Origin of the sequence: Methylomonas fluvii (assembly GCF_014850975.1) — a bacterium.
Taxonomy (GTDB): domain Bacteria; phylum Pseudomonadota; class Gammaproteobacteria; order Methylococcales; family Methylomonadaceae; genus Methylomonas; species Methylomonas fluvii.
The window spans coordinates 1412591-1438315 of sequence record NZ_JACXST010000001.1 but is presented as its reverse complement, the minus strand read 5'-3'; the positions used below and the strand labels follow the sequence as shown (position 1 = coordinate 1438315).

At 52.8% G+C, this 25725-nt stretch carries 26 protein-coding genes; 7 read left to right on the top strand and 19 right to left on the bottom strand.

Annotated elements, in window-relative coordinates; genetic code table 11:
- Nucleotides 1–505: 505 nt before the first annotated feature.
- The 7 genes from EBB_RS06890 to EBB_RS06860 form a co-directional block, all read right to left on the bottom strand.
- Complete coding sequence (locus tag EBB_RS06890) at nt 506–928, bottom strand: thioredoxin domain-containing protein (RefSeq protein WP_192393032.1); 423 nt, start codon at nt 926–928, stop codon at nt 506–508.
- Nucleotides 925–1221, bottom strand: coding sequence for a HypC/HybG/HupF family hydrogenase formation chaperone (locus EBB_RS06885; RefSeq protein ID WP_192393031.1), 297 nt, complete (start codon nt 1219–1221; stop codon nt 925–927). Before EBB_RS06885 ends, EBB_RS06890 begins: the two co-directional genes overlap by 4 nt.
- On the bottom strand, nt 1221–1907 hold the full coding sequence (locus EBB_RS06880; RefSeq protein WP_192393030.1) for a HyaD/HybD family hydrogenase maturation endopeptidase: 687 nt from the start codon (nt 1905–1907) through the stop codon (nt 1221–1223). The genes EBB_RS06885 and EBB_RS06880 overlap by 1 nt, the downstream gene beginning before the upstream one ends.
- A gap of 89 nt (nt 1908–1996) precedes the next feature.
- Nucleotides 1997–2692 (bottom strand): Ni/Fe-hydrogenase, b-type cytochrome subunit, encoded by a 696-nt coding sequence (cybH, locus tag EBB_RS06875; RefSeq protein ID WP_192393029.1) that lies wholly within the window; start codon nt 2690–2692, stop codon nt 1997–1999.
- Entirely contained in the window at nt 2689–2904 is a 216-nt protein-coding gene (locus tag EBB_RS06870; RefSeq protein ID WP_192393028.1) for a hypothetical protein, read from the bottom strand. Before EBB_RS06870 ends, cybH begins: the two co-directional genes overlap by 4 nt.
- A 9-nt stretch (nt 2905–2913) precedes the next feature.
- Nucleotides 2914–4710: a nickel-dependent hydrogenase large subunit gene (locus EBB_RS06865; RefSeq protein WP_192393027.1), complete on the bottom strand. Its 1797-nt coding sequence runs from the start codon at nt 4708–4710 to the stop codon at nt 2914–2916.
- Nucleotides 4710–5801, bottom strand: coding sequence for a hydrogenase small subunit (locus EBB_RS06860; protein ID WP_192393026.1), 1092 nt, complete (start codon nt 5799–5801; stop codon nt 4710–4712). Before EBB_RS06860 ends, EBB_RS06865 begins: the two co-directional genes overlap by 1 nt.
- Before the next feature lie 521 nt (nt 5802–6322).
- Here EBB_RS06860 and EBB_RS06855 point away from each other — a divergent pair.
- Nucleotides 6323–6772: a hypothetical protein gene (locus tag EBB_RS06855; protein ID WP_192376339.1), complete on the top strand. Its 450-nt coding sequence runs from the start codon at nt 6323–6325 to the stop codon at nt 6770–6772.
- Between the two features lie 104 nt (nt 6773–6876).
- Here the strand turns inward: EBB_RS06855 and EBB_RS06850 are convergent, their stop codons facing one another.
- The 9 genes from EBB_RS06850 to gcvH all read right to left on the bottom strand — a co-directional run bounded on the left by EBB_RS06850 (nt 6877) and on the right by gcvH (nt 12679).
- Entirely contained in the window at nt 6877–7206 is a 330-nt protein-coding gene (locus EBB_RS06850; RefSeq protein WP_223146806.1) for a hypothetical protein, read from the bottom strand.
- Nucleotides 7207–7393: 187 nt separating this feature from the next.
- Nucleotides 7394–7909, bottom strand: coding sequence for a hypothetical protein (locus tag EBB_RS06845; protein ID WP_192376340.1), 516 nt, complete (start codon nt 7907–7909; stop codon nt 7394–7396).
- A 41-nt stretch (nt 7910–7950) separates the two neighbouring features.
- Nucleotides 7951–8583 (bottom strand): protein-methionine-sulfoxide reductase heme-binding subunit MsrQ, encoded by a 633-nt coding sequence (gene msrQ / locus EBB_RS06840; RefSeq protein ID WP_223146805.1) that lies wholly within the window; start codon nt 8581–8583, stop codon nt 7951–7953.
- 2 nt (nt 8584–8585) lie between these two features.
- A complete protein-coding gene (msrP, locus tag EBB_RS06835) occupies nt 8586–9515 on the bottom strand; it encodes a protein-methionine-sulfoxide reductase catalytic subunit MsrP (RefSeq protein ID WP_192393025.1) in 930 nt (309 codons plus the stop codon).
- Between the two features lie 102 nt (nt 9516–9617).
- On the bottom strand, nt 9618–9989 hold the full coding sequence (locus EBB_RS06830; protein WP_192393632.1) for a hypothetical protein: 372 nt from the start codon (nt 9987–9989) through the stop codon (nt 9618–9620).
- Between the two features lie 88 nt (nt 9990–10077).
- Nucleotides 10078–10893 (bottom strand): nucleoside triphosphate pyrophosphohydrolase, encoded by an 816-nt coding sequence (mazG, locus tag EBB_RS06825; protein WP_192393024.1) that lies wholly within the window; start codon nt 10891–10893, stop codon nt 10078–10080.
- Nucleotides 10890–11822 carry a carbohydrate kinase family protein gene (locus EBB_RS06820; protein ID WP_192393023.1) on the bottom strand — a complete coding sequence of 311 codons (933 nt, stop codon included), beginning with the start codon at nt 11820–11822 and terminating at the stop codon, nt 10890–10892. The genes mazG and EBB_RS06820 overlap by 4 nt, the downstream gene beginning before the upstream one ends.
- Before the next feature lie 104 nt (nt 11823–11926).
- On the bottom strand, nt 11927–12286 hold the full coding sequence (locus EBB_RS06815; RefSeq protein ID WP_192393022.1) for a diacylglycerol kinase: 360 nt from the start codon (nt 12284–12286) through the stop codon (nt 11927–11929).
- A gap of 9 nt (nt 12287–12295) precedes the next feature.
- A complete protein-coding gene (gene gcvH, locus EBB_RS06810) occupies nt 12296–12679 on the bottom strand; it encodes a glycine cleavage system protein GcvH (protein ID WP_192393021.1) in 384 nt (127 codons plus the stop codon).
- Nucleotides 12680–12844: 165 nt separating this feature from the next.
- On the opposite strand from gcvH, the gene EBB_RS06805 reads away from it, so the two are divergent.
- Complete coding sequence (locus tag EBB_RS06805) at nt 12845–13873, top strand: efflux RND transporter periplasmic adaptor subunit (protein WP_192393020.1); 1029 nt, start codon at nt 12845–12847, stop codon at nt 13871–13873.
- Nucleotides 13874–13880: 7 nt separating this feature from the next.
- On the opposite strand, the gene EBB_RS06800 is transcribed toward EBB_RS06805, so the two are convergent.
- Both EBB_RS06800 and EBB_RS06795 read right to left on the bottom strand, forming a co-directional pair.
- Nucleotides 13881–14921 (bottom strand): MJ1255/VC2487 family glycosyltransferase, encoded by a 1041-nt coding sequence (locus tag EBB_RS06800; protein WP_192393572.1) that lies wholly within the window; start codon nt 14919–14921, stop codon nt 13881–13883.
- Nucleotides 14921–15442 carry a phosphatase PAP2 family protein gene (locus EBB_RS06795; RefSeq protein WP_192393019.1) on the bottom strand — a complete coding sequence of 174 codons (522 nt, stop codon included), beginning with the start codon at nt 15440–15442 and terminating at the stop codon, nt 14921–14923. The genes EBB_RS06800 and EBB_RS06795 overlap by 1 nt, the downstream gene beginning before the upstream one ends.
- A gap of 278 nt (nt 15443–15720) precedes the next feature.
- On the opposite strand from EBB_RS06795, the gene EBB_RS06790 reads away from it, so the two are divergent.
- From EBB_RS06790 to EBB_RS06770, 5 genes are all read left to right on the top strand, one after another.
- Entirely contained in the window at nt 15721–17178 is a 1458-nt protein-coding gene (locus tag EBB_RS06790; RefSeq protein ID WP_192393018.1) for a TrkH family potassium uptake protein, read from the top strand.
- A gap of 98 nt (nt 17179–17276) precedes the next feature.
- The gene (secF, locus tag EBB_RS06785) at nt 17277–18206 is read left to right on the top strand and encodes a protein translocase subunit SecF (RefSeq protein WP_192393017.1); all 930 of its coding nucleotides are present in this window, start codon (nt 17277–17279) and stop codon (nt 18204–18206) included.
- Between the two features lie 48 nt (nt 18207–18254).
- Nucleotides 18255–21902: a pyridine nucleotide-disulfide oxidoreductase gene (locus tag EBB_RS06780; RefSeq protein WP_192393016.1), complete on the top strand. Its 3648-nt coding sequence runs from the start codon at nt 18255–18257 to the stop codon at nt 21900–21902.
- 500 nt (nt 21903–22402) lie between these two features.
- The gene (gene nhaD / locus EBB_RS06775; RefSeq protein ID WP_371741548.1) at nt 22403–23689 is read left to right on the top strand and encodes a sodium:proton antiporter NhaD; all 1287 of its coding nucleotides are present in this window, start codon (nt 22403–22405) and stop codon (nt 23687–23689) included.
- 456 nt (nt 23690–24145) lie between these two features.
- Nucleotides 24146–24355: a cold-shock protein gene (locus EBB_RS06770; protein WP_020483452.1), complete on the top strand. Its 210-nt coding sequence runs from the start codon at nt 24146–24148 to the stop codon at nt 24353–24355.
- A 38-nt stretch (nt 24356–24393) separates the two neighbouring features.
- Here the strand turns inward: EBB_RS06770 and rimO are convergent, their stop codons facing one another.
- Nucleotides 24394–25704, bottom strand: a complete 1311-nt coding sequence (gene rimO / locus EBB_RS06765) for a 30S ribosomal protein S12 methylthiotransferase RimO (RefSeq protein WP_192393015.1) — start codon at nt 25702–25704, stop codon at nt 24394–24396.
- Nucleotides 25705–25725 lie beyond the last annotated feature (21 nt).

Here is a 25725-nt window from a genome sequence, read left to right as displayed (position 1 = left end):
CGAAAGGCACGTAATAAATGTAATCTCGGATAGGAACGAATATAGACAGAAGCTGGGTTTACACTATCGTTCCAACCCAGCCTACCAAAAAATCTTTGCTACACATAATAACCGCTGAAGTGAAGGATTCCCGTTATTCCGCCCCGAGCATCGCAGCTTTTGGCGAGATCAGCCCGAAGGGGAGCGGCAAGGATGCCGCTCGTTTTCGGAGGGCCAGGGATGGCCCTTCCGAAAACCCTCGGCAAAAGCGAGAAGCGCAGGATTAAGGCGGAATACCGGGTGGCCTTTTCTTTGAATACTTTCTTTTGGCCACGCAAAAGAAAGTATTTCGGCCGTCGGGCCGAGACCCGACTTCAAAACACCCGTCGCGATAGCGACACCAAATTGTTAAAGAGCGGGTGAGAATTTAATCCTCGACCACGAAGAACACTAGCTACAGAAAGGCGTTGAGCTTCGAGTGTTGGGTTACGCTCTAACGAGCTAACCCAACCTACATTTTTAAAAACTAAGCTTGTCCAACCCCACAAACCTTCCCAAGATCAAACCCCGGCGGCTGCCCCGGCTCGGCTGCAAGAATCCTGACAAACTCCTGCCCGTATTCCGCCCAATCCTTGATCCCGGTAATCACACCCAAATAGTCGCCGCCGCGCAAAAATACCAAGGACGGCCAACTGCTAAAGTGAAACTTGGCCTGCAGCTCGCGTTCGATGGTTTTATCGACCAGCGCACCATGCAATCGGCCGGCAAACACCTTTAACAGCTCCGGCAATATCACCGCGACGTCGTGGCTTTCCGGAAACATGACCGGGTCGTTGGCAAAGAACAACACCACGGTGTCGTGGCCGTAAATAAAGTTGTCGTAACTGTCGGCATCCAGCAGTGGCAGGCCATGGCGGGTGTGCAACTGATCCAGCAAGGGCGTGCTCATGTGCGTAAAAACTCCGGCAGCTCGGGTTCGCGGTCGACCAGGTCAGCGAATAAATGGTCGAAGTTGGTTTCGCCTTGCATGGCTAAGCGCATGGCTTCCAAGGCATCGGCGATTTGGCGAGCTTTTTCGGCGGTGATAACTTCCCGCGCCGCGTCCAGGAATACCAGCAACCAAGTGCCGGCGGCTTGTTCGCCGACCAACATCATGTCGATCAGCGTAGTTTGGCCGCGGTATTCACACAGTGCGGTATCGCCACGCGATTCGATGACTTGCATGGGGATGCCGATACACATCAGTATTTGCCCCGGAAATCGACATCGACTTGCAGACTGGGCTGGTCGGACGCCGGTGGCGGTTTCACTTCAAAAGCAGCGGATAATACGATACGTTCGTCGCCCAGCCGGCAGGCTTGTTCGGGCGTAGGACGTTCCTGTTCGTAGCGTTGGATATTTAAGATCGGATCGGCCAATTCCAGCGGGGTACCGACGCATTCGGCCTGTACAGAAAAGTCTTGTAAATAGGTCAAAGCCATATCGATGGCCGGTTGAATCTGCGCCTTGACGGCGGGCCGCAGGCTGCCGCCGTAATCTTCCAGCTCTTCGGGCTGCACGCCGATTAACAATAAATGTTGCGGATACTGACCGAGCATTTGCGCCAGCGCCAACACTTCCTGAAAGCCGGTTTGATGCAGGCTCATTTTCTTGGCACCGAGGAAATTCGGCACCTCATCGTTTTCGACCCGCTTCATGGTGGCAGGCGGCAAGCCGTAATCGACCGCGTCGAACACAATCAATATGTCCGCCGCTTGCACATGTTCGATCAGATAAACCCCTTGCGTGCCGCCATCCACCACTTGCACGTTATCCGGGAAGCGGTAGTATTTTTGCAGATGTTCGATGACGCGCACGCCAAAGCCTTCGTCGGCCCACAACAGGTTGCCGATGCCGAGTAGCAGGATGTTGAATGGAGTACTTGCCATGGACCGCTCAGACAAGCGTAGGGTGGGCACGGTCAAGTGCCCACCGTTCGAATCCGCGTGGGCACCAAAACCGTGCCCACCCTACGCATTTAGTGGGCATCGTCCACCGGCTTATCGTCTTTAAAGGTGCGCCAGCCGGTTGCTATCGTGGCCAGCATGCTTTGCCCGGACAATTTGTCTTCGCGCACCGCGACATAAATATGAATCAACACAAAGCAGACGATGAACCACATCACTAGATGATGCCAGGTGTGTACGGTTTGACTATCACCGAACAGCGGCAGTAGCCAACTGCTGAACAAGGCATATTGCCAACTGCCTTGGCCCTCGCCTTCGCCGTACAAGGCAAAGCCGGTGAAGATCATGAACAGCGAGCCCCACACCAATACAAAATGCATCGCTAAAATCGCCAACGGGTTGTGGCCAATGTAATGGTGCGGCGCTTTGGCTATAAAGGCATACCAACGCACTTCCTGTAGGACGCCAGCCCAGAAATGCGCTTGCAGCAAAGGTGGAAAAAAGATTTGCCGGGCGTGTTCGTTGCCGGCATAGGCCCAGTACAAACGCCCCAACAAACCTATCGCCAATACATAGCCCGCCGCAAAATGCGCGAAGCGGATATAGCCCATCAGAAAATGTTCGCTGGCTTCGCCGACCGGGGACGGTAACGGCGATGCAATCAGATAGCCGCTAACCGCCAGCACGGTAATCGCCAAGGCATTGACCGCATGCCAGAGCCTGACCGGCAGTTCGTAAACATAAACCGGAGCCAGCGGCGCGCTCATAAAGGTCTCCGCCAGCGGCTAGCCCAGCAAACCGCCACCACAGCCAGCACCAACAATATCAAAGTGCCTCCCAAGGCGTAGGGCATGGACAGGCCTTGAATCCACAACAGATGCTCCAGGGCATGGGTAAAGCTATCGATACCCGGATGACTATGGGCTTGGGCGTTGCCGGCCAGCGCCAGCAGAAACAGAAGCGAAAACAAATTTTTCATGGCTATTCCTTATCTGACTTTGACACTGGTTAATTCGGTACCGTCCGGGCTCATCACATGGGTCGAGCAAGCCAGACACGGGTCGAAACTGTGCAACGTACGCAAAATTTCCACGGGTTCGTCCGGCACCTCGACTTTAGTGTTCATCAACGAAGCCTCGAAGGCACCGATATTGCCTTGCTCGTCGCGCGGTGAACCGTTCCAGGTGGTAGGCACCACGCATTGGTAATTGGCGATTTTGGTGTCTTCGATTTTCAGCCAGTGGCCCAAGGCCCCACGCGGCGCTTCGGTAAAGCCCACGCCTTTGACGCTGCTCGGCCAGGTTTCCGGGTCCCAACGCTCGACGTTGGCGGTGGCTAAATCGCCGGTTTTCAGATTGGCGATCATTTTGTCCATGAAGTAACGCATCTTGCCGGCGGCCCATTGCGCTTCCAAACCACGGGCGGCGGTACGGCCCAAGGTGGAGAACAAGGCACTGACAGGCACGTCCAGGTTTTTTAAAACAAAATTGATCTGCTCGGTAATTTCCTTGTTACCTTGCGCGTAGCCGATGACGTAGCGCGCCAACGGACCCACTTCCATGGCATGGCCGCGCCAGCGTGGGGCTTTGATCCAGGAATATTTGGCGCTTTCATCCAGTTCCTGGATGTTAGTGCGGTCGCCCTTGGTTTTGGCACCGATTTTATAGTTCGGTTCGGTGATGCCATCATAGGGATGCAATCCCAGTGCTTCGTCAGGGTATTTGTACCAAGAGTGCGGCACGTATTCCTTGATCTGCTCGGGGTCGGTCAAATCGACTTCGTGGACTTTAGTCAAATCGCCGTTGATGATCGCGCCGCGCGGCATCAATAAATTGGCGGCGGAATAATCGTTGGCCTTATCCGGAATGTCGCCGTAAGACAGCATGCTGGCACCGGCCAAACCACCGCCGTACATCCAACCTTTGTAGAACTGAGCGATAGCCAATAAATCCGGGATATAGACCTGATCGATGAAAGTAATCGTGCGGTCGATGATCGAAGACACCAGATTCAAGCGCTCCATATTGATCGCCCCCACCGCGCCGACGCCGTCCAGATTGATCGCACACGGCACGCCACCCACCAGCCAGTTCGGATGCGGGTCCTTGCCGCCGAAGATGGTGCGGATTTTCATGATGTCTTTCTGAAAATCCAGCGCTTCCAGATAATGCGTGACCGCCAACAAATCGGCTTCCGGTGGTAGTAAATAAGCCGGATTAGTCCAGTAGCCATTTTTGAACGGGCCAAGCTGGCCGGATTCGACGAACTTTTTCAGACGACTTTGGGTATCGCGAAAATAGCCGGGCGACGATTTGGGATTGCTGGGCGAAATCTGTTGTTGCAAGACCGAGGTTGCCACTGGATCGGCCTTCAAGGCATTGACCGGATTCACCCAATCCAAGGCATGCAAATGATAGAAATGCACCAAGTGATCGTGCGCCTGCAGACTCAGCTGCATGATGTTACGGATCGAGTTGGCGTTCTCCGGAATCTTGATTTTCAGCGCATCTTCCACCGCCCGCACCGAGGTCAGTGCATGGGTGCCGGTGCAGACGCCGCAGATACGTTGCACGAAAGCCCAGGCGTCGCGCGGGTCGCGGCCTTTTAAAATCACTTCCAGCCCGCGCCACATGGTGCCGCTGGAGATGGCGTTACGGATGATGTTGTCGTCGTCGATGTTGACTTCGCAGCGCATGTGGCCTTCGATACGGGTGACCGGATCGACCACGACGCGACGGCCGGCATCGTTTAAATTAAAACCGTTGGGGGTGTTTCGGACTGTCATTATTGCTGCGCTCCTGGTTGTTTATCCCCGGCTTGTTTGGCGTTATGCAAAGCCGTCAAACCGGCATGCGCGGCGACGCCGGCGCCCACAATCGCGGCGGCAGTGCCACCGACCACATCGGCATTGGCTTCGATACCAAATTGGTTGATACCTGTGAGGCGGTCGTAAAAGCTGCCTTTATCCCAGAAACCGTCTTCGGAACAACCGATACAGCCGTGGCCGGATTGAATCGGAAACGAGGTGCCTTCGTTCCATTTCACCGTGGAGCAGGCGTTATAAGTGGTTGGCCCTTTGCAGCCCATTTTGTACAGACAATGGCCTTGGCGGGCGGCTTCGTCGTCCCATTGTTCGACAAATTGGCCGGCGTCGAAATGTGGCCGCCGGTAGCATTTGTCGTGGATGCGTTGGCTGTAGAACATCTGCGGCCGGCCTTGTTTGTCCAGGGTCGGCAGTTTGTCGAACGTTAATAGATAAGCCACCACAGCGGTCATCACCTCGGCAATCGGCGGGCAACCAGGGACTTTAATAATGGGTTTGTCGGCCAAGCCGGGTACTTTGTGGACCGGCGTGGCGCGGGTTGGATTGGGTTTGGCGGCTTGCACGCAACCCCAGGAAGCGCAAGAGCCCCAGGAAATGATGGCTTTGCAGCTTTCGGCAGCGTATTTGAGCTGCTCGACAAAGGGCTTGCCGCCGATGATGCAATACATGCCGTCTTCGGCCAGCGGCGGATTGCCTTCCACGGCCAGGATGTAATTGCCTTTGTATTTTTCGACGATCTCGGTAACGATGGCTTCGGCGTTATGGCCGGCGGCGGCCATGATGGTGTCATCGTAATCCAACGACAGCATCGACAAAATCACATCTTTGGCCAAGGGATGGCCGGAGCGGATGAAGGATTCCGAGCAGCAAGTGCATTCCAGGCCGTGCAACCACAACACCGGGATGCGCGGCTTGGTTTCCATCGCGTGAGCGATTTTCGGCGCGAAGGCCGGACTCAAACCCAGCGACGCAGCCGTTAAGCTGCAAAACTTCAGAAAACTGCGGCGGGTGATGCCCTGCCGGCGCATCACATCGTAAAAGGTTTCGATCATCGATACTCCAGTCGTCGTTATGGCTAATCGAAGTGACTGGCTTGACGAAACCACGCGATTTTCGGCGCTGATTGTTGTTATCCAGTATCTTCAAACAGCAAGTTTTCAAAACCGCCCCCGCGGTTGTGCCGATCCAGTTAATCCCGGACGGTGAAAACCCTTGATTGTTATTATGCGAGTTGCAAGCCCAACCACCGTGGTGACTGGGCTTGCCCCGCAAAGCCAGAGCAACATCTATGCCGGCCAACCGGCAGGCGTAAAACCTTTGAAATGGTAAGACAATTGGCGTTTTGATCAACCTAGCCTCTGTCTGCTACCTAACAAACCCAACAATACCATGCAAAGATTGCCGGAAATACGACACAAGGTTAACTGTACGACTGAATATTCGAATACCTGCCGCACAATTGATTGACAGGCCTGAGGAGGCGCGACTACAGTGAATAGCCGTCTGCAAAGACTTTTTCGACTAGATTGAACAACCCACAATAATTAAAATCGCATCCCCAGGAGACCTCTTCATGAATCGCGTTATCGTACTGATCTTGATCACAGTATTTAACACCAATGTCCTGGCCGACTGGGACCCGGAACTGGAAGCGCAAGAACAAGCACAGCGGGAAGCCACGCAGCGCGCCGAACAAGCCAAACAACGCGAGGCACAAAAAATGATCGACGCCGCGAATGCCAAAGCCAACCAGGAAATGATGGAGAGCAAGCGCAAAAACCTGGGTGCGGCGGCCAAGGGCAAATCAGATGCGGAAGTGAATCGCTTGTACGATGCCAAGATCAAACAAACCACGGACGAGGCCAATCGCTTGGCTCAAGAAGCCCGCAGTGCGCTTAACCAAGGCCAAGGCGCAGCGGCGGTAAAACAAGTGACCGGAAAAAGTCTGCACGAATTGGAAAACATGTCCGACGAGGAAGCCGACGCCTTATCACGGGAATTGGAAAAGAAATACGGGCAATGAAGGCAGTCCCTGCACACAAAATTAAATAGGCTAGCCTCTAAACCACGCTGGATTTTTTCGTTAATCCAACTCACGCACTCACCCAAGGAATTGCCTGCACTTGCTTACTCGCTGTCTATTTCTTGTTCCAGCAAAGTCCGCAAGCCAGCCGGCATTTCCAGGGTTTCCGGGTCCCAGCCTTCCAGTTCCAGGATGTCTTTCAGACACTGTTCCATGATCAGATGAGCTTTTTCAGTGGCGTCGGCGATGCGTTGATGCACCTTGGTTTGTATGTCGCTGGCGCTACGTTCGGCACAATTGGCCTGGTAATCGAACAGCTTACGCAAGCTATCGATCTGCCCGCCAACTTGCGACGGACAGGAACACATGTAAAGTATGCCTTGAACGTTGATGCGCTTGAGTTGCTGATTGCTAAATTGGGTTTCCAGTTTCATGGTACGAGCTCTCGATTTTCTCGTTTATTATAATTATCGGGTTGGTACCAACCCTGGCTCATTTTTTTCCGCCAAATACCCCGCGAAGCTCCGGCCGGCGGCATAGGCTATCAAGGCCACGGACAGTTATCAACTTTAGGCAAATTCGGTACGATTCAAGAGGCGAATTTCAGCAATCAATGCAAGATCAAGCCGGTGCTAATCCACCATTAATCAATTGCCGGGTACGCGCATAGGTTTCCTGAATGATTAAGGCATCGGTACTGGCTCGGTGACGCATCAGGGCTAAATCCTGGATCACTTGCCGTTTGGTTTGGCTCCAGATATCCATTTGCGCTTCTTTCAATATCATTTCCAACGCGCTGAGATAAAAGCCCGGCTGTACGCCGCACCGAAAAAACAAGCGAGATAACCACGGCTTGTCGACCACCCAACCGTCGCTATACACTGTTTTACCCGCTAAAAAATCATTTAGTTCGCTGGCCACCAGAGAGATAGGCTTTCCGGAACTGTATAGTGTCTCGCGGCTCAAGCCATGCACCCGTTCGGCCTGCTCATCCCAATAACTCCAATCACTCGCAGGCTTGATCAGCGCGCAATATTTTTGCCCGTTACCCAACACCACGCCTACTTCGATGGGATAACTATCGAAGCCAAAACCGGAGGCTTCGATATCGATGACATTGGGTCTAATAGTTTGCAACTTAGTATCCCTTTGCAAAGCGTAAAAAGTATAAGCCTAGTCTAAACCGAGGAATATGAACGACGTAAACGGCTAGCTCTAAAACGATAAAACCAGCGCAAGCCCAATAACACGGCCAGCACTGCGCCAAACAGCAAGGGCCTGCTTAAATCTTTTTTTACCAGCCAGGCAAAGTGCGCTACGCCGGCGCCGGCGATCAGGTAGGCTAAGCGGTGTAAGCGTTTCCAATTTTTGCCGCCGAGTCGGCGCTGCATAGCATTGGTGGAGGTTACGGCCAAAGGAATCAGGAGCAAGAACGCCGCAAAACCGACAGTAATGTAGGGGCGTTTCAGGATGTCTTTGGCTATTGCTGACCAATCGAAAAACTGATCCAAAACCAGATAAGTCAGAAAGTGCAGACAGGCGTAAAAAAAGGCAAACAAGCCCAGCATACGCCTTAGCCGTATCAACCAATTTACCCCGCTCAGTTGCCTTAGCGGGGTGACGCCCAGGCTTATAAGTAAAAACGTCAATGTCCAATAACCGGTGTTGTGGGTGATTTTTTCGATGGGATTAGCACCCAATTGCTCTTGCCAGGCCGCCGTCAACAATAGCCCCAAGGGCAATAAAGCCGCTAAAAACACCAGCGGTTTTAAACGCCGCAGGTGAGTATCGCCAAGCGTTTTCCAATTCACAGTCAAAAGTTTTTAGTCAAATCCATCCCGGCATACAAACCGGCGACTTGCTCGGCATAGCCGTTGAACGGCAAGGTCGGCCGTTTTAGAAACTCGCCCAAGCGGCGCTCTTTGGCTTGGCTCCAGCGTGGGTGATCGACCTCTGGATTAACGTTGGCGTAGAAACCGTATTCATTTGGGCCGGCTTGCATCCAACTGGTCGTGGGCTGCTGCTTGAGCAAGCGAATCTTGACGATGGATTTGGCGCTTTTGAAACCGTATTTCCACGGCACCACCATTCTGACCGGTGCGCCGTTTTGATTAGGTAATACTTCGCCGTACAAACCAAAGGTCAGCAAAGCCAAGGGATGCATGGCTTCGTCGATGCGCAAGCCTTCGCGGTACGGCCACTCCAATACCGCCCGCCTTTGGCCGGGCAGTTGCTCGGGATCGTGCAGGCTGACGAATTCCACATAACGGGCATCGCTGGTCGGCTCCACTTGTTTCAGCAGCTCCGCCAAGGGATAACCTAGCCAGGGAATGACCATCGACCAGGCTTCCACACAACGCAAGCGGTAGATGCGCTCTTGCATCGGCGCCAATTTCAGTAAATCCTCTATGGCAAATTGTTTGGGTTTGCGGACTTCGCCTTCCACACTCACCGTCCACGGCCGGGTTTTTAGACGGCCGGCCATTTTGGCCGGGCCTTCCTTGCTGGTGTCGAATTCGTAAAAATTATTGTATTGGCTGACGTCTTCCAGAGGCGTCAATTTATCGGTCAGACCATAGGCTTCGGAGAGGCTGCTTGCCAGCTTTTCGCCGCCGAAAGCCGCGCTAGCGAGTAAGGCGGTAGAGCCGCCGAGTGCCAACTGCATGAAATGCCGGCGCTGGTAAAACAGCTCGCGAGGCGTGATTTCGGAAGCGGGAGTTGCGGGGATGCCGGAAAGTTTCATGGTGACGCCTCTTGAAAAGTTTAGAACCACTCGACCGTAAACCGGGCCGGCAGTTCCGCTTGCGGCAAAATCAGACCATGGGCTTTGCTATGGCCATCCGCTCTATTTGCGTGGCTTTTTCTTGCTGTCCGACTTTTTGGCTGCCGCCTTTTTTGTGGCAGTCTTTTTTGCGGACTTACTGAGCTTGGCGACTTTTTTATGCGCGGATTGCTGCGGTTTTTCCTCCGCCGTCAGTTTCGCGGCCTCAGTTTGCGCTGACTGCTCTGCCAGGTCCGCGCTATCCGGCGGTAAATCAGGCATCGGCAATGTGGCAGCGTCGTTGCCGTCATCAACGGCTGACCGGTCGCAGTCAGGCAAGTCTTGATCTTCAGGCGAGCAAATAACTCGATAGATGATTTTCCGGTCGTCGTTTTTGCCGGTTTTAGGTTCTAGCGGCTTAACAATAGGTGCGGTTTCATCTGAGATTGTGCCCAATAATTCGGCCGTAGCTGTCTCACTGTATGCCCAAACGCTAAAAAGCAAACTGAGGTGTATTAGGCGACTGACATCGCTCCTACGCGGACTAGCCATGGGGCTGCAATTGCTTTAAGTGACGCTTGGCTTCATCCCATAAGCCGTCCAGTTCCGCCAATTCGCAATCGCGTAACTCGCGGCCGGAGGCTTCCACTTGCTTTTCGATGTAATTGAAGCGGCGGGTGAACTTTTTGGTGGCTTCGCGCAAGGCAATTTCCGGATTGACTTTCAGGTGCCGAGCCAGATTAACGACCACCAGCAGCAAATCGCCGATTTCTTCCTGGATATGCGCTTGATCGCCGGACTGCCAGGCTTCGTGGACTTCCTGCAACTCCTCGCGCACTTTGTCGAATACCGGTTCGGTTTCCGGCCAATCGAAACCGTGGCTGGCCGCGCGATTTTGAATTTTCTCGCACTGCACCAGCGCCGGCAGACTTTGCGCGACGCCGGCCAACACGCTTTCGGTTTGCTGGGTAGGCTGTTTCAAGCGGCGTTCTTGCGCTTTGGCTTCATCCCAGGCTTGCTGGCGCTGCTCATCGGTGTCGAACTTTACATCGGCAAACACATGCGGATGCCGGCTGACTAACTTTTCGCCTATCGCCGCCGCCACCTGCTCGAAATCGAATAAACCGCGCTCATCGGCAATTTGCGAGTGAAACACCACTTGTAACAATAGGTCGCCCAATTCGCCGCGCAAATCGTCGAAATCGTTACGTTCGATGGCGTCGGCCACCTCATAGGCTTCTTCGATGGTGTAGGGAATCAGGCTATGGAAATCCTGCTTGACGTCCCAGGCGCAACCCGTCTCCGGGTCGCGCAAGCGGGCCATCAACGCCAGCAATTCCTGGGTTTTAGTCAAACTCAAAACGTCGAACCAAAAGTATCCTGATAGCGTTTTTTGAACTCCGCCATCGTAAAGGTGTGGTTCTGGGTGCCGTTGTGCTCGATTTTGATCGCGCCTAACAGCGAAGCGATCCGACCTGTCACATCCCAATCGTAATCGTTGATCAAACCGTACAGCAGACCGGCGCGATAAGCGTCGCCGCAGCCTGTGGGATCCAGCACTTGTTTGGGCTTGGCCGGCGGAATGTCGATCACTTCGCCGCGCGTATAGACCTTGGAGCCGTTACCGCCCAGGGTGATGATCAATGCGTCGACTTTTTCGGCAATTTGCTCCAGCGTCAGGCCGGTGCGCTGCTGCATCAACTCCGACTCGTAGTCGTTGAACGTGGCGTAATTAGCCAGTTCCAGGAACGCCAGCAACTCGTCGCCATCGAACATTGGCATGCCTTGGCCGGGATCGAAAATAAATGGAATGCCTTGCTCGGCGAATTGCTGAGCGTGCTCCTGCATGCCTTGTTTGCCGTCCGGCGAGACGATACCAATGGTAATGCCCGAGTCGGCCGGCACGGTATTTAAATGCGAAAAACTCATGGCACCGGGATGGAAAGCGGTGATTTGGTTATCGTCTACATCGGTGGTGATATAGGCTTGGCCGGTGTAATGATCATCCAGCACCTTGATATAACGGCTGGAAATGCCGCATTGGCTCAGCCATTGCGCATAGGGTTCGAAATCGTGGCCGACGGTCGCCATGATGGATGGCTCTTCCTGCAACAATTTCAAGTTATACGCAATGTTACCGGCGCAGCCGCCGTATTCGCGGCGCAAGGCCGGCACCAGGAAAGACACGTTAAGCATGTGTACTTTCTCGGGGAGGATGTGATGTTTAAATTTGTCGTGAAACACCATGATGGTGTCGTAGGCCATGGAGCCACAGATCAATGCACTCATTATTATCCTTGTTTGACGATTTCAGCCGCCTTAAGGTAACGGATGTTTGAAACAGGCACAAGACGAAAGCGACAAAATCAGCCGCTCATCTTCGTCTTTACCGCTTACCAAAGAATCAACGCCCAGGTCACGCCGGCCCAAATCAAGGACAGCATGACCGCCGCCGAGCCTATGTCCTTGGCTCGTCCGGATAGCTCGTGATGCTCAAAGCCCACCCTGTCCACGACCGCCTCTACCGCGGAATTCAACAATTCCACCAGCAACACCAATACCACGCTACCGATTAACAAGACTTTTTCGATAGCGGTTTGCCCCAGCCAGATCGCCAACGGCGTCGTCACCACGAACAAGGCCACTTCCTGACGAAATGCCTCTTCATGCCGCCAGGTGGCCTTAAAGCCGGCGACCGAAAAAAAGCAGGCATTAATCAGCCGCTTAAATCCCTTTGCATTTTGATTTGCCATTACTTATTCCTACTCCTCGATCAGGGTCCGATAGGCATCGGCATCCAATAATTGTTCCAGTTCCGCCGGGTTATCGGCTTTGATGCAAAACAGCCAGGTTTGATACGCGCCGTCATTCACCAACTCCGGCTCGTCCGTCACCGCTTCGTTGACCTCAACCACGCTGCCGCTGACCGGGCTAAACAAATCGGAAGCGGTTTTCACCGATTCCACCACCGCCAGTTGTTCGCCCGCTTTTACGACCCGACCGACATCCGGCAAGCCGATAAACACGATATCGCCCAATTCGGACTGCGCGAAGTCGGTGATACCGACGCGCACGACATTGCCGTCTTCCAGCTTGGCCCATTCATGGGTCTCGGCATATTTCAAGTTTTCAGGTGTTTCACTCATTTGCATTTCCCTCAAGCCGTCACAGTAATCCGAAAGGATAACCGGCTATTTTTTTAACACAACAAAAAATTACAGACGCCAGCCCAAACTTTATAATCCCAACCATATGGTGAGAACTTAACTAAGTTCGACTATTCAGACGTCAAACTACATTCAACAAAATTCATGCGCATAGCACTTTTCCTAGCAGGCTGGCTCGGCATTCTTAGCCTGACTCCGGCTACCGGGTTGGCGGACGATGACGACGCCCCCGCAAGCACCGACCGAACTAAAGTGGCCGACAGCAACGCCGCCGCCGACGTATTACAGCTGGACAGCGCCGCGCAAAAGCTGGCCGGCATTCAAACCCAAACACTCGTAGCGGTTAAACAAACGCCCGAATTTGCCGCTTACGGCACGGTCGTCAATCTGGAACCGCTGCTGAATATCCGCCAGCAATTCCTGGCCGCCAGCGCCCAGCAAGACAGCGCGCAAGCCCGCTACAGCGAGGCGGCGCAAAACCTGAACCGCACCCGTGACCTGCATCAACAGGACATCGTTTCCACCCGTCGCCTGCAGGAACAGCAAGCTATCTGGCAGGCGGACAAAGCCAATCTGGCCGCCAACAGCTACCAGCAGCAACTGATCGTTGCCAATAGCCGGCTGGTCTGGGGCGACACCTTGAGCCACTGGTTTACCCATGCTCAGGATAAAAATGCCACACAGCTGCTGGAACATCGCGCGCAATTGCTGCAAATCACCCTGCCGGCGAATAGCCGGCTCGATCCGGGCGTCAAGCTTATCCATATTCACGAACGCGGCCAGCGCCAAGCTGCCTTGCCTGCCGAGCTGATTTCCGCCGCCCCGCAAGTCGATCCGGTATCGCAAGGCCCGCGTTATTTTTTCAAGTGTGCGGACTGCCAATTGCCGTTCGGCACCCACATCACCGCCTGGATTCCGGAGGGCGACCAAGCCACTAAAGGCGTCAATATCCCGCAACCGGCCTTGGTCTGGCATCTGGGCCAGGCGTTTGTGTTTATCAAAACCGATACCGAGCATTTCAGTCGCCGGCCGCTCAAGCAATACAGCAGCACTAGCCAGGGTTATTTCGTGGCCGACGATGTGCGGCCCGGCGAAGAAATCGTCACCACCGGCGCGCAAACACTGTTATCGCAGCAATTGAAAGGCCTGATACCCGACGAAGATAAGGATTAGCCCCGGCTTAGTGTTGTATCTGCAACACCTGAACCGACTCCCAAACCCGCTCGGTAAATTCCGCGTCCATGGCCGGCATGCCGTCCATTAGCCACTGCACGATCACTTTAGCGATATTGGGATAAGTGACATGCACCGCATGCGGATTGTGCAGCCAGTCCTCGATTACCGCGTCATCCAAATCAAACATCGTGTGACCGTAACCCAGCTGCTTCAAGGCTTCGGCGTTGGAGATCTGTTCCATTTGTGCATGCAAAGGTTTGACCAGAATCTTCTTGCCCAATTGCAAGGACTCGCTGGCCAATTCAAAGCCGGCGTTGCTGATAATGCCGGCACAATCGTACAAATCCCGCTGAAAACCTGTTCTGGAGAGTTGTTTGCATACGACGTGCGGATATTTCGACACCGCCGGCTCCGGCGAGTAAACATGAAACTCAAAATTCTCGAACGGACACAAGAGCTTAACCACCGCTTGCGGATCTTCGAAAGGCAAATACACCACAATCTTATTGGCTTGGGTATTTTGTGGAAACGCCGGGGTTTCGATAATCGGCGGCAAGATCGGCTGGCCGAAATGATGCCAATGCAGACCAATGCCGATGTCGGCCGGGGCAAAATACTTCATCACCTGCTCGGCAATCGGATCGCCGCCGGCCCGGGGAATCTTGTGTCCAAAGGCGTATTGATGGCCGATACCCAAGACTTTTTTCTTTTGCCGTTTCGCCGCCCAGGCAGTGACCGGTTCGAAATCGCTGATCACCAAATCGTAAGCGCTTAAGTCCAGGCTGCTGATGTCTCTGATAAAGCGGATCGGACTGGCATCCAACGCGGTTTTCACATAACTAACCTGGCCGTTGTGGGTGTTAAAGGTCAAGCCGGTTTTGACTTGGTAACCGTTAAACACCTCCATATCGAAGTATTTGTCCGCCGGCCGGCCGGTAAATTGGAAGGTGACATCAAAACCCGCCGCATATAGTTCTTTCGCCATCACTCGGGCGCGGGTGATATGACCATTGCCCGTGCCTTGCACACCATAAAAAATTTTCATCATAAAATGTAATCGAGACTAAAAATTGCCGTACTAACCCCCAAAACCACACCCATCAGCGTATCGGTGGGAAAATGCACGCCCAAAACCACTCTGGAAAAACCCACCAGCGCGGCCCAAACATAAAGAACCGGCAGCAACGCAGGCGCGAAATAGCCCACTAAGGTTGCCACCATGAAGGCGGCCGAAGTATGTCCTGAGGGGAAACTGAATTGATCCGAGGGCGTAATCACGCTCTTGAAATCTTGCAGCGCTTGTTGCGGACGGTTGCGTTTAAAGCCTTTTTTCAGCAGTGTATAAACCGGCCTTTCGATCAAAAACGCCAAGATCATGGCCCGCAATAACGCATCGTTAATCCCTTGATCCCAATAGAGCCAGGCCGCGAGAATGACGTACAGAAAACCGTCGGCGGTGCGGGAAATCATGCGGCAAAAGCACACTAGATAGGCATGAATGGCAACGCTGTTCAGCCAGGTAAACATCGTCACGTCGTACTTATGAATTGAGTAAATCAGCTTCATGGTCTGCTCCTCGTTGTTTGCCGCACGCGTCGACCGCGACCTTCATGCAGCAGTTGGAAATCGTCGATTTTCCGTTTCACGTTGATCCCTGATGACGAGACCAGCTTAGAGATGCTTTGTGACAACAATATGAAGCTTTGTTTAAGCTTATGTGACAGGCCCATTTCGGCGATTGTTTGTTACAATTGCCGGCTGCGGCGCGCTCGGCTGTTTGGCGCGTTCGAGACCGGCGATCTATAACAACACGGCAAAACCTTTTCGGTTTTAATCAGGGCACTATGCAACGTTTTTGCACTCTAGGTTTTGTACTCGGCCTGATCTTGATGGTCTTCGGGGTGACCTACGCGCTACCCATAGCCACTTCGCTGTATTTTGAGGATGGCATGGTCGATCATTTTGTAAACGGCATGTCGCTGAATATAGGGATTGGCAGTCTGCTTTCGGGCGTGACCATGCGCTTTCGCGGCGATGTAAAAACCCGGGACGGCTATCTATTGGTAGCCTCGTTCTGGATATTGATGTCTTCCGCGGCCACATTGCCGCTAATGTGGGGCATACCCGGCCTGTCATTCACGGACGCTTTTTTCGAATGCGTTTCCGGCTTTACCACCACCGGCGCCACGGTATTGGTCGGTCTGGACAATTTGGCACCGTCACTGAACCTTTGGCGACACGAGCTAAACTGGATAGGCGGATTGGGCATCATCGTCCTGGCCGTAGCGATTTTGCCATTGCTGGGCGTTGGGGGGATGCAGTTATACAAAGCTGAAATCGCCGGCCCGGTTAAGGATAGCAAAATCACCCCGCGTATCACCGAAACCGCCCGATTGCTCTGGCTGGTCTACGCTGGCGCCACTTTAGCCTGTATTCTGGCATTAAATTTGGCCGGCATGGGTTGGTTCGACGCTATTTGCCACGCCTTTGCCACGCTCGGCCTGGGCGGATTTTCGACCCACGACGCCAGCATCAGCTTTTACGATTCTGCAGCCATCGAACTGGTACTAACAATTTTTATGTTGATCGCCGCGATGAATTTCGCCACGCACTACACCGTACTGCACAATCGCAGCCTTAAGCCCTATCTGTCCGACCCGGAAGCGATACCGATGCTGGGTGTGGTATCCGGCAGCATTTTGCTTTGCAGCGGCTATCTATGGCATTTCAATACCTATCCGGATTTCTTTACCAGCTTGCGCCATGTAACTTTCAACCTGGTATCGATAGCCACCGACTGCGGCTTCATGAGCGCGGATTTCGACAAATGGCCGCCGTTTGTGCCGTGGTGGATGTTATATCTGAGTTGCATTACCGTCTGCACGGGCTCTACCGGCGGCGGTATCAAGATGTTCCGCACGCTATTGTTGTGGAAACAAGCCGGCCGGGAAATGTTCAGCCTGCTACATCCGCGCGCAGTCAATCCGATTCGGATCGGCAGCACCCCCATCGCCAACAAAATCATTTTCGCGGTGCTGGCATTTATTTTTCTTTACTTCATTTCCATTGTGGTGCTGACCTTTTCCTTGATCTTCTCTGGCTTGGATCCGATCTCCGCTTTAAGCGCGGTGATTGCCTGCATCAATAATGCCGGCCCCGGATTGAATCAAGTCGGACCTGCCGGCAATTACCAAAGTCTCAGCGATTTCCAAACCTGGATTTGTGCTATCGCCATGCTATTGGGACGCTTGGAAGTATTCACGCTGATCGTGCTTTTTACACCCACTTTCTGGAGAAAATAGTACAATTCTTCGCCTTATCGTCCGCAAGCCCTTTATAAAAACAACATAGATTCAGCGTAACCGGATCGCAACACTTACCATTTATCAGGAACATTGGCATGACTTCCGCTACACATATTGATTTTCTTAGTAAAAGAAAGCTGGCCTTTTACTTTTCCGGCACGCTGCTGTTAATTTCCATTGTTTCGTTTTTCGTCAAGGGTCTGGATCTGGGCATCGACTTTACCGGCGGCAGCGTCTACGAATTGCATTACAACCAAGCCGCCGATCTGGACAAGATGCGCAGCACACTGGAGCAACAAGGCTTCGCCGATGCGAACCTGCAACATTTCGGCAGCGCCGCCGACGTGTTAATCCGCCTGAAACCGGTAGATAACATCAGCCAAAAAGAGCTTAGCGAGAAAGTGCTGGGCGTCGCCAACAGCAGCCAAAGCCAAGCTGGCGAACTGCGCCGGGTGGAATTCGTCGGCCCGCAAGTGGGCGATGACTTGGTCAACGATGGCGGTCTGGCGCTATTCTTCGCTTTTGTCGGCATCATGGTCTACGTCAGCATTCGGTTTGAGTGGAAATTATCTTTGAGCGCGATCGCGGCTTTATTTCACGACAGTATCATTACGATGGGATTTTTCTCGGTATTTGACTGGGAATTCGACATGACCGTGTTGTCAGCAATTTTGGCGTTGATCGGTTATTCCATCAACGACACCATCGTGGTCTACGACCGGATTCGCGAAACCGTCCGCACTAGCCGCATCAAGGAATCGATTAACGAAATCGTCAACACTGCGCTGAACGACACGCTGAGCCGGACCATTCTGACCTCGTTGACCGTATTTTTAACACTATTGGCCCTGGCTTTGCTCGGCGGCAAAACCATCCACGGCTTTGCCATTGCGATGTTGATCGGCGTTGTTAAAGGCACCTACTCCTCTATTTATATCGCCAGCTCACTCGCTCTGAGCCTGGGCTTGAGCCGCGACGACCTGATGCCGCCTGCCAAGGACAGCGTCGTCGACGACATGCCTTAACCCGAATTTTCATTTATCACTTCAAGCGAACGCTCACGGAATAACTTGATGACACAAAAGCTTAATACTCGCGACCTTACCCAACTCACCCTCGGCATTCCCGGATTTGCCTATAAAGATTTATACGATGCCAAACGCCTGTCTGATTTGCTGACGGTATTCGATCAGTCGGTACAGCAACACGATGCCGCCTTGTTTGCGGAAATTACCGCTTACCGCGCCTGCGGCGGCGAAGGCATGAAGCCGGAGGAAATTTCCGAATTGTTGGTAAGAATGGCGCCGCTAGTCGGTACCTTCGTCGCGCGGTTATTCAATGTCAGCGATGTGCGCGACCAACAAATCGGCCATATTCGCGGCGAATTCGACGCGATATTTGTTTATCGCACCGAAATCGTCGGCAATTTGAGCAAGCTGTTCAAAGGCCAAACCATCGAAGGCTGGGATATTGCCGCACTGCGCGCCCAACTGAATGGATTGTTAACCGCCGCCGACAAACAGGATTTATTCCAGGCCGACCCGGAATTGGCGATTAGCCAACTCGGTGCCGATTTATGGCGCTTGTCGCAACAGGCAGAGATTACCGATGCCGAGCTTGCCGCGTTCAAAGACCAATTGACCGGCTACGACAGCCCTGCTGCGCTGGTAGCCGGCCTGCTGGACATCGTCCGTCGCTGGAGTTTTGCCGCCCAGCACGACTCGGAATTAAAAACCTATGTCGCCAAATGGGTCAGTTTCAAGGTACCTGAAAAAACCAATCTGGAGAATTTGGTTGACCACGAAACGGTGGCGCAAAGCGGCTATGACGTCTGGGCCTGCGACGATCACCATCATCGCCGCCGCGACGGCTTTGCCTTGACCGACAAGCGCTTCAAACAGCGCCAGGTGCTTTATGAAGTGGACCATTGCATTTACTGCCATGACCGGGATAACGACTCCTGCTCGAAAGGCATCAAGAACAAAAAAGACGGTACGTTCAAAACCAATCATTTGAGCGCACTAATGACCGGTTGCCCGCTGGAAGAAAAAATCTCCGAGATGCACGTGGTCAAACGCCAAGGCGACAATATCGGCGCGTTGGCGATGATCATCATCGACAACCCGATGTGCCCCGGCACCGGCCACCGGATTTGCAACGACTGCATGCGCGGTTGTATTTACCAAAAAACCGAGTCGGTGAATATTCCGCAAATCGAAACCAATGTGCTGACCGACGTGCTGTTCATGCCTTGGGGTTTTGAAATTTACAGCCTGCTGACCCGCTGGAATCCCTTGAATATCAAGCGCTCCACTGCCCTGCCATACAACGGCAAAAATGTGCTGGTCGCCGGCATGGGTCCGGCCGGTTATACCTTGTCGCATTATTTGCTGAACGAAGGTTTTGGCGTGGTGGGTATCGATGCCTTGAAAATCGAGCCGCTACCGTTACATCTGACTGGCGACCGCGATAACGTGCCGATGCCTATCATGGACTTCCAAGACCTTTACGAAGATCTGGATAAACGAGTGTTACTCGGCTTCGGCGGCGTGGCCGAATACGGGATTACCGTGCGTTGGGATAAAAACTTTTTGAAAGTCATTTACCTGACTTTGCTTCGTCGCAACGCGTTCAAATGCTACGGCGGCGTGCGTTTCGGCGGCACCATCACCATTGATGAAGCCTGGGAAATGGGTTTCGACCACATCGCCATTGCCAGCGGCGCCGGCAAACCGACTGTGATCGACCTGAAAAACAACATGACCCGCGGCATCCGCAAAGCCTCAGACTTCTTGATGGGCTTGCAATTGACCGGCGCGGCCAAAGAATCTTCGCTGGCTAATTTGCAGGTACGTCTGCCCGCCGGCGTCATCGGCGGCGGCTTGACCGCTATCGACACCACCACCGAGTTACTCGCCTACTACCCCGGCCAAGTCAGCAAGATTTTGCATCGCTACGAAAAACTGGTGGCCAAATACGGCGAAGCGACGGTACGCAGCCGTTACGATGGCGAAGAACTGGAGATTCTGGAAGAATTCTTAGCGCATGGCCGCGTCATCGAACAGGAGCGAGAACGCGCTGCTGCTGCCGGTGAAACGCCTAATTTCCTGCCTTTCCTGAAACAATGGGGCGGCGTGACGCTGTTCTACCGTAAAGGCATCAAGGACTCACCCGCTTACCGCCAAAACCACGAAGAAATCCACGAAGCGCTCTCCGAAGGCATTTACTTGGCCGAAGGCATGAGTCCATTGGAAGCCATCGAAGACCAATACGGCCATTTGCAAGCCGTACGCTTTGAGAGGCTGACCGAGCAAGACGGTAAATGGCGCAAAACCGATGAAGTGGAAGTGAAACTGCGCGGCTTGTTCATCGCGGCAGGCACTGCGCCCAACACGATCTACCAATCGGAGCATCCGCGCACTTTCGCGATGGAAGGTAAATTCTACAAACGCCACGAACCCGACTGGCTGGTCGGCAAGGCGCAACTGGCGCCGATGGCCGACGAAGCGCAAGTCAAAGTGGGCAAACCGGCACCGTTTACGTCCTATCTCAGCAACGGCCGCTACATCACTTTCTATGGCGACAACCATCCGGTTTATGCCGGCAACGTGGTAAAAGCCATGGCCAGCGCCAAAGACGGTTACCCGTATATCGTCAAACTGTTCGCCAACGAGATTGCTGGATTGGACGCCGCGCAACAACCACAACGCGATGCACAGTTACGCGACCTGCAGGACAGACTGGATGCGACTTTCCTGGCGCATGTTGTCGAAGTGAATCGTCTAACCCCCACCATCATCGAAGTGGTCATCAAAGCACCAGCCGCTGCCAAACATTTCGAGCCCGGCCAATTCTATCGGGTACAAAACTACGAATCATTGGCCCCTGTAGTCGAAGGCACCACGCTAGCCGCCGAAGGCTTGGCTTTGACCGGCGCCTGGGTAAACAAGGAAAAAGGTCTGGTATCTTTGATTGCCCTGGAAATGGGTAGTTCCAGCCGTTTATGCGCGACCTGGAAAGTCGGCGATCCGCTGGTATTAATGGGCGTAACTGGTGCGCCAACCGAAATTCCAACCGGTAAAACCGTTTTGCTGCTGGGCGGCGGTTTGGGTAACGCAGTATTGTTCTCAATCGGTAAAGCCATGCGCAATGCCGGAAACAAGGTGCTGTATTTCGCGGGTTACCGTAACAGTGAAGACTTGTTCAAGGTTCCTGAAATTGAAGAAGCTTCCGACGTGATTGTTTGGGCGGTAGACGACAGACCCGGCAACGAAGCGATCCCGGTCACTCGGCCACAGGATAAAACCTTTGTTGGCAATATCGTCGAAGCCATGGTGTCTTACGCCACCGGAAAATTGGGTGAAACCAGTATACGTCTGCAAGACGTGGATCACCTGATCGTCATCGGCTCAGATAGGATGATGGCAGCGGTAAAAGCGGCACGCTTTGCCGCTTTGAAACCGTACTTGAAGGAAGGCCACGAGGCAGTCGGCTCAATCAACTCGCCGATGCAATGCATGATGAAAGGCGTCTGCGCCCAATGCTTATGCAAACACGTGGACCCGGAAAGCGGCGAAGAGAGCTTTATGTATTCCTGTTACAACCAGGATCAGGCGCTGGATTATGTGGACTTCCCGAATCTGGCAGCCCGTCTGCGGCAGAATACGGTACAGGAAAAACTGTCTTCGCTTTGGCTGACGTATTTGCTGGAAGCCGAATGATAGCAATATAGGCAGACGTTAAGTCTATTCCCGGTAGACTACAGACCCGGCCCATATCGTCGCTCCCGCTCAGGCGGGAGACAAAAGGCTTTAACAAATTCCCGCCTGAGCGGGAGTGACGAATATATTGGATTTGATGGCAGGGTTAAGCATATAAAACCGAAGCATTCCTAGCGGAATATCCCGGCTTTAGCGATGCTAAACTACACTCGCTGTAAAGTTACAAACTTTGTAATATCGTGATGGCCAAATCCGTAGTTAAGCGGGCCCGGCAAAAGCAGTCACGGTCGAGGAACTCACTCCCTACCGTGACTGTCCAGCACCCAGTTATTGAAAGGAGTTCACCCGTGTTTTCGCGCATCCTTCTACTCATTTTACTCACCTGCTCACCACTACTAGCTTGGGCAGACGCAGAACCAGCAGCACAAGCCCTTAATCTGACTAAGCATTGGGTGGGTTATTTGGCTATCGGCATATTTGCCGTTGCCTATCTGCTGGCAATGACCGAAGAGGTCACCGAATTAAACAAATCCAAACCCATGGTATTAGCCGCGAGTTTGATCTGGGCCTTTATCGCCGGCATTTACGTGAATAATGGCATGAGCGAGCAGGCCGGACACGCGTTCCGTGCTTGTCTGGAAGGCTATGCGGAATTGTTTTTGTTCATCATGGTATCGATGGCTTATCTCAACGCAATGGAAGATCGCGGCGTGTTTGATAATCTGAGAGTTTGGTTGCTCAGTAAAGGTTTCAGCTACAGAAAACTATTCTGGATTACCGGCATCATGTCGTTTTTCATGTCCTCGATTTGCAACAACCTGACCACTGCACTGCTGATGGGTGCAGTGATCGCGGCAATGGGCAAGGACAATCGCAAGTTCGTTACCTTGGCTTGCATCAACGTAGTGGTCGCTACGAATGCCGGCGGTTCGTTCAGTCCCTTCGGTGACATCACCACACTATTGGTTTGGCAAAGCGGGGTAGTACCGTTCAAAGATTTCTACTCGCTTTTCATCCCGGCCGTGGTCAATTTCGCACTGCCGGCGATAATCATGCATTTCTGGATACCTAAGCAGCAACCTGTGGCAGTCGGTAAGGCCCCAAAAATGAAACGCGGCGCAATGACCATGATCGTGCTGTTTTTACTGACGATTATTACTGCGGTCTGCTTCGAAAACATGTTGAAACTGCCGCCTGCAGCCGGCATGCTGGCGGGCCTGACCTATCTAAAATTCCTGGGCTTTTATTTGCAAAAAACCGCCGATAAAGACAACGGCAAAATTAGCGATTTCGCCCACGTGTATAAACTTTTTAACGTTGCGGTTCCCGACGCGAGACCAAGCCAAAAATTCGACGTATTTAAAAGCGTCGCCACCCTGGAATGGGACACCCTGCTGTTTTTTTACGGCGTCATGATCAGCGTCGGCGGCCTGAGTTTCATTGGTTATCTGACCATGGCCTCGGATGTGCTGTATGTCGGCATGGACCCCACCATCGCCAACATTGTGGTCGGCATCCTATCGGCTTTCATTGATAACGGCACCATCATGTTTGCGGTACTGACCATGCATCCCGACATTTCGCAAGGCCAATGGCTATTAGTGACATTAACCGCCGGCGTGGGCGGCAGCTTATTGGCAATCGGCTCGGCAGCAGGCGTAGGCTTGATGGGACAAATGAAAGGCGTTTACTCCTTTAGCGCACACTTGAAATGGATGCCGGTCATTTTGATCGGTTTTTTCGGTAGCATTGCTACTCACTTCCTGATTAACGGCAGCTATTTTTGACGCGATAAGCTTTATTGGGCAGTCTTTTTCATGGCCTGCCCAATAGGTCAATTGCAAAATTCAGTATTTTTTGCTTTTTGCGGCAATCAATTTTGCATTTACAAGTGGCCAAAAGCGGATTTTAGCAAAGCTGACCATCTATCAAATCCGGCTAAAAAACCACTTCATTTCAATATCTTAGCCCACCAATAGCCACCCGCAACCTGCGTTAGCCCGGCATTCGCACCCAACAAAGACGACTGACAACCTATCGTCACAATCATTTAACACGCAAAATCTAGCTAGTTTTTGTGGATACCCGCCGATTGCGATGTATAATGGAGGCGATTTAGCTCGGTATCGTTGTCGCTTTTCAAGTCTGCAATCGGATCAACAAACATTGTTTTCCACTACCTGCTTTATTCACCAACCCTAGTTACAAACCAGCGAATAGCACTTTATTAGCAAGAGAGATTTATGTCAGTTCAAGTAGAAGGCAAAGTAAAATGGTTCAATGACGAAAAAGGCTTCGGCTTCATTGAGCAAGAAGGCGGCAAAGATGTATTCGTACACTTCAGCGCCATCAACGGCAACGGCCGCAAAACCTTGAAAGAAGGCCAAAAAGTCACGATGGAAGTGACCAATGGCCAAAAAGGTCCACAAGCGGAAAACGTAACACCGCTGTAAATTGAACTGAAAAAGCCGCCTAACCAGCGGCTTTTTCGTTAGATCAGTTTACCCCACAAGTCATACTCGTCGGCTTCCTCGATTTCGACATCGACGAAATCGCCGACTTGTAAATGGCTTGCACCGTCGATAAACACCTGGCCGTCAATTTCAGGTGCGTCGCTTTTGCTGCGCGCAACCGCCCCCTCCTCGACCACCTCATCGACCAACACCGTTTCGATTCGGCCAACCCGACGCTGTAAGCGCTCGGCACTGATAGTCGCTTGATGTTCCATAAAGCGCGCCAAGCGCTCCTGTTTAAGCTCTTCCGGCACCGCATCCGGCAAATCGTTAGCCACCGCCCCCTTCACCGGCGAATAAGCAAAACAGCCCACCCTATCCATTTGCGCTTCGCTTAAGAATTGCAGCAACTCTTCAAAATCTTGCTCGGTTTCGCCGGGAAAACCGACGATAAACGTGCTGCGAATAGTCAAATCCGGACAAATCTTCCGCCACGCACGGATGCGCTCCAAATTGTTTTCCGCCGCAGCCGGACGTTTCATCAGCTTTAAGATTCGGCTATTGGCGTGCTGAAACGGAATATCCAAATACGGCAGAATTTTGCCTTCCGCCATTAACGGGACGACGTCATCAACATGCGGATACGGATAGACATAATGCATCCGCGCCCAGATACCCAACTCACCCAAGGCTTCGGCCAAATCGTAAAATCGGGTTTGCATTTCCCGGCCGCGCCAGCGCCGGCTTTCGTATTTCAAATCCAAACCGTAAGCACTGGTATCTTGCGAAACGATCAGCAATTCCTTAACGCCGGCATCGGCCAACTTCTCGGCCTCTTGCATCACATCATCAATAGGCCGACTCACCAAATCCCCGCGCATTGACGGGATGATGCAAAACGTACACCTATGGTTGCAGCCTTCCGAAATTTTCAGATAAGCATAATGTTTGGGCGTCAGCTTGACGCCTTGTGGCGGGACTATGTCAGTAAATGGGTTGTGCGCCGGCGGCAGATACTCATGCACCGCAGAAACCACTTCATCAGTGGCGTGCGCACCGGTGATTTTTAAAACCTGCGGATGCCGAGCCAAAATCTCGTCTTGGCGCGCACCGAGACAACCGGTGACGATGACCTTGCCGTTTTCCGCCAAAGCCTCGCCGATACTGTCCAGCGATTCTTCGACCGCCGCATCGATAAAGCCACAGGTATTGACGATGACCAAATCGGAATCTTTATAATTCGGCGAGACTTGGTAGCCTTCGCTACGCAGCTTGGTCAAAATTTGCTCGCTATCGACCAAGGCTTTCGGGCAACCTAAACTGATAAATCCAACACGGGGGTTACTCATGAAACTCTCTTGAAAACATTT

What these genes read in the sequence shown, in the direction of transcription:
- cybH (WP_192393029.1), bottom strand. Translation starts at nt 2,692, where the DNA reads ATGAGCGCGCCGCTGGCTCCGGTTTATGTTTACGAACTGCCGGTCAGG.
- nhaD (WP_371741548.1), top strand. Translation starts at nt 22,403, where the DNA reads ATGACCGAAGAGGTCACCGAATTAAACAAATCCAAACCCATGGTATTA.
- EBB_RS06870 (WP_192393028.1), bottom strand. Translation starts at nt 2,904, where the DNA reads ATGAAAAATTTGTTTTCGCTTCTGTTTCTGCTGGCGCTGGCCGGCAAC.
- EBB_RS06805 (WP_192393020.1), top strand. Translation starts at nt 12,845, where the DNA reads ATGCGCATAGCACTTTTCCTAGCAGGCTGGCTCGGCATTCTTAGCCTG.
- EBB_RS06800 (WP_192393572.1), bottom strand. Translation starts at nt 14,921, where the DNA reads ATGAAAATTTTTTATGGTGTGCAAGGCACGGGCAATGGTCATATCACC.
- EBB_RS06780 (WP_192393016.1), top strand. Translation starts at nt 18,255, where the DNA reads ATGACACAAAAGCTTAATACTCGCGACCTTACCCAACTCACCCTCGGC.
- msrP (WP_192393025.1), bottom strand. Translation starts at nt 9,515, where the DNA reads ATGAAACTTTCCGGCATCCCCGCAACTCCCGCTTCCGAAATCACGCCT.
- EBB_RS06865 (WP_192393027.1), bottom strand. Translation starts at nt 4,710, where the DNA reads ATGACAGTCCGAAACACCCCCAACGGTTTTAATTTAAACGATGCCGGC.
- EBB_RS06880 (WP_192393030.1), bottom strand. Translation starts at nt 1,907, where the DNA reads ATGGCAAGTACTCCATTCAACATCCTGCTACTCGGCATCGGCAACCTG.
- EBB_RS06860 (WP_192393026.1), bottom strand. Translation starts at nt 5,801, where the DNA reads ATGATCGAAACCTTTTACGATGTGATGCGCCGGCAGGGCATCACCCGC.
- EBB_RS06885 (WP_192393031.1), bottom strand. Translation starts at nt 1,221, where the DNA reads ATGTGTATCGGCATCCCCATGCAAGTCATCGAATCGCGTGGCGATACC.
- EBB_RS06815 (WP_192393022.1), bottom strand. Translation starts at nt 12,286, where the DNA reads ATGGCAAATCAAAATGCAAAGGGATTTAAGCGGCTGATTAATGCCTGC.
- secF (WP_192393017.1), top strand. Translation starts at nt 17,277, where the DNA reads ATGACTTCCGCTACACATATTGATTTTCTTAGTAAAAGAAAGCTGGCC.
- gcvH (WP_192393021.1), bottom strand. Translation starts at nt 12,679, where the DNA reads ATGAGTGAAACACCTGAAAACTTGAAATATGCCGAGACCCATGAATGG.
- EBB_RS06795 (WP_192393019.1), bottom strand. Translation starts at nt 15,442, where the DNA reads ATGAAGCTGATTTACTCAATTCATAAGTACGACGTGACGATGTTTACC.
- EBB_RS06890 (WP_192393032.1), bottom strand. Translation starts at nt 928, where the DNA reads ATGAGCACGCCCTTGCTGGATCAGTTGCACACCCGCCATGGCCTGCCA.
- EBB_RS06820 (WP_192393023.1), bottom strand. Translation starts at nt 11,822, where the DNA reads ATGAGTGCATTGATCTGTGGCTCCATGGCCTACGACACCATCATGGTG.
- EBB_RS06790 (WP_192393018.1), top strand. Translation starts at nt 15,721, where the DNA reads ATGCAACGTTTTTGCACTCTAGGTTTTGTACTCGGCCTGATCTTGATG.
- rimO (WP_192393015.1), bottom strand. Translation starts at nt 25,704, where the DNA reads ATGAGTAACCCCCGTGTTGGATTTATCAGTTTAGGTTGCCCGAAAGCC.
- EBB_RS06855 (WP_192376339.1), top strand. Translation starts at nt 6,323, where the DNA reads ATGAATCGCGTTATCGTACTGATCTTGATCACAGTATTTAACACCAAT.
- EBB_RS06850 (WP_223146806.1), bottom strand. Translation starts at nt 7,206, where the DNA reads ATGAAACTGGAAACCCAATTTAGCAATCAGCAACTCAAGCGCATCAAC.
- EBB_RS06770 (WP_020483452.1), top strand. Translation starts at nt 24,146, where the DNA reads ATGTCAGTTCAAGTAGAAGGCAAAGTAAAATGGTTCAATGACGAAAAA.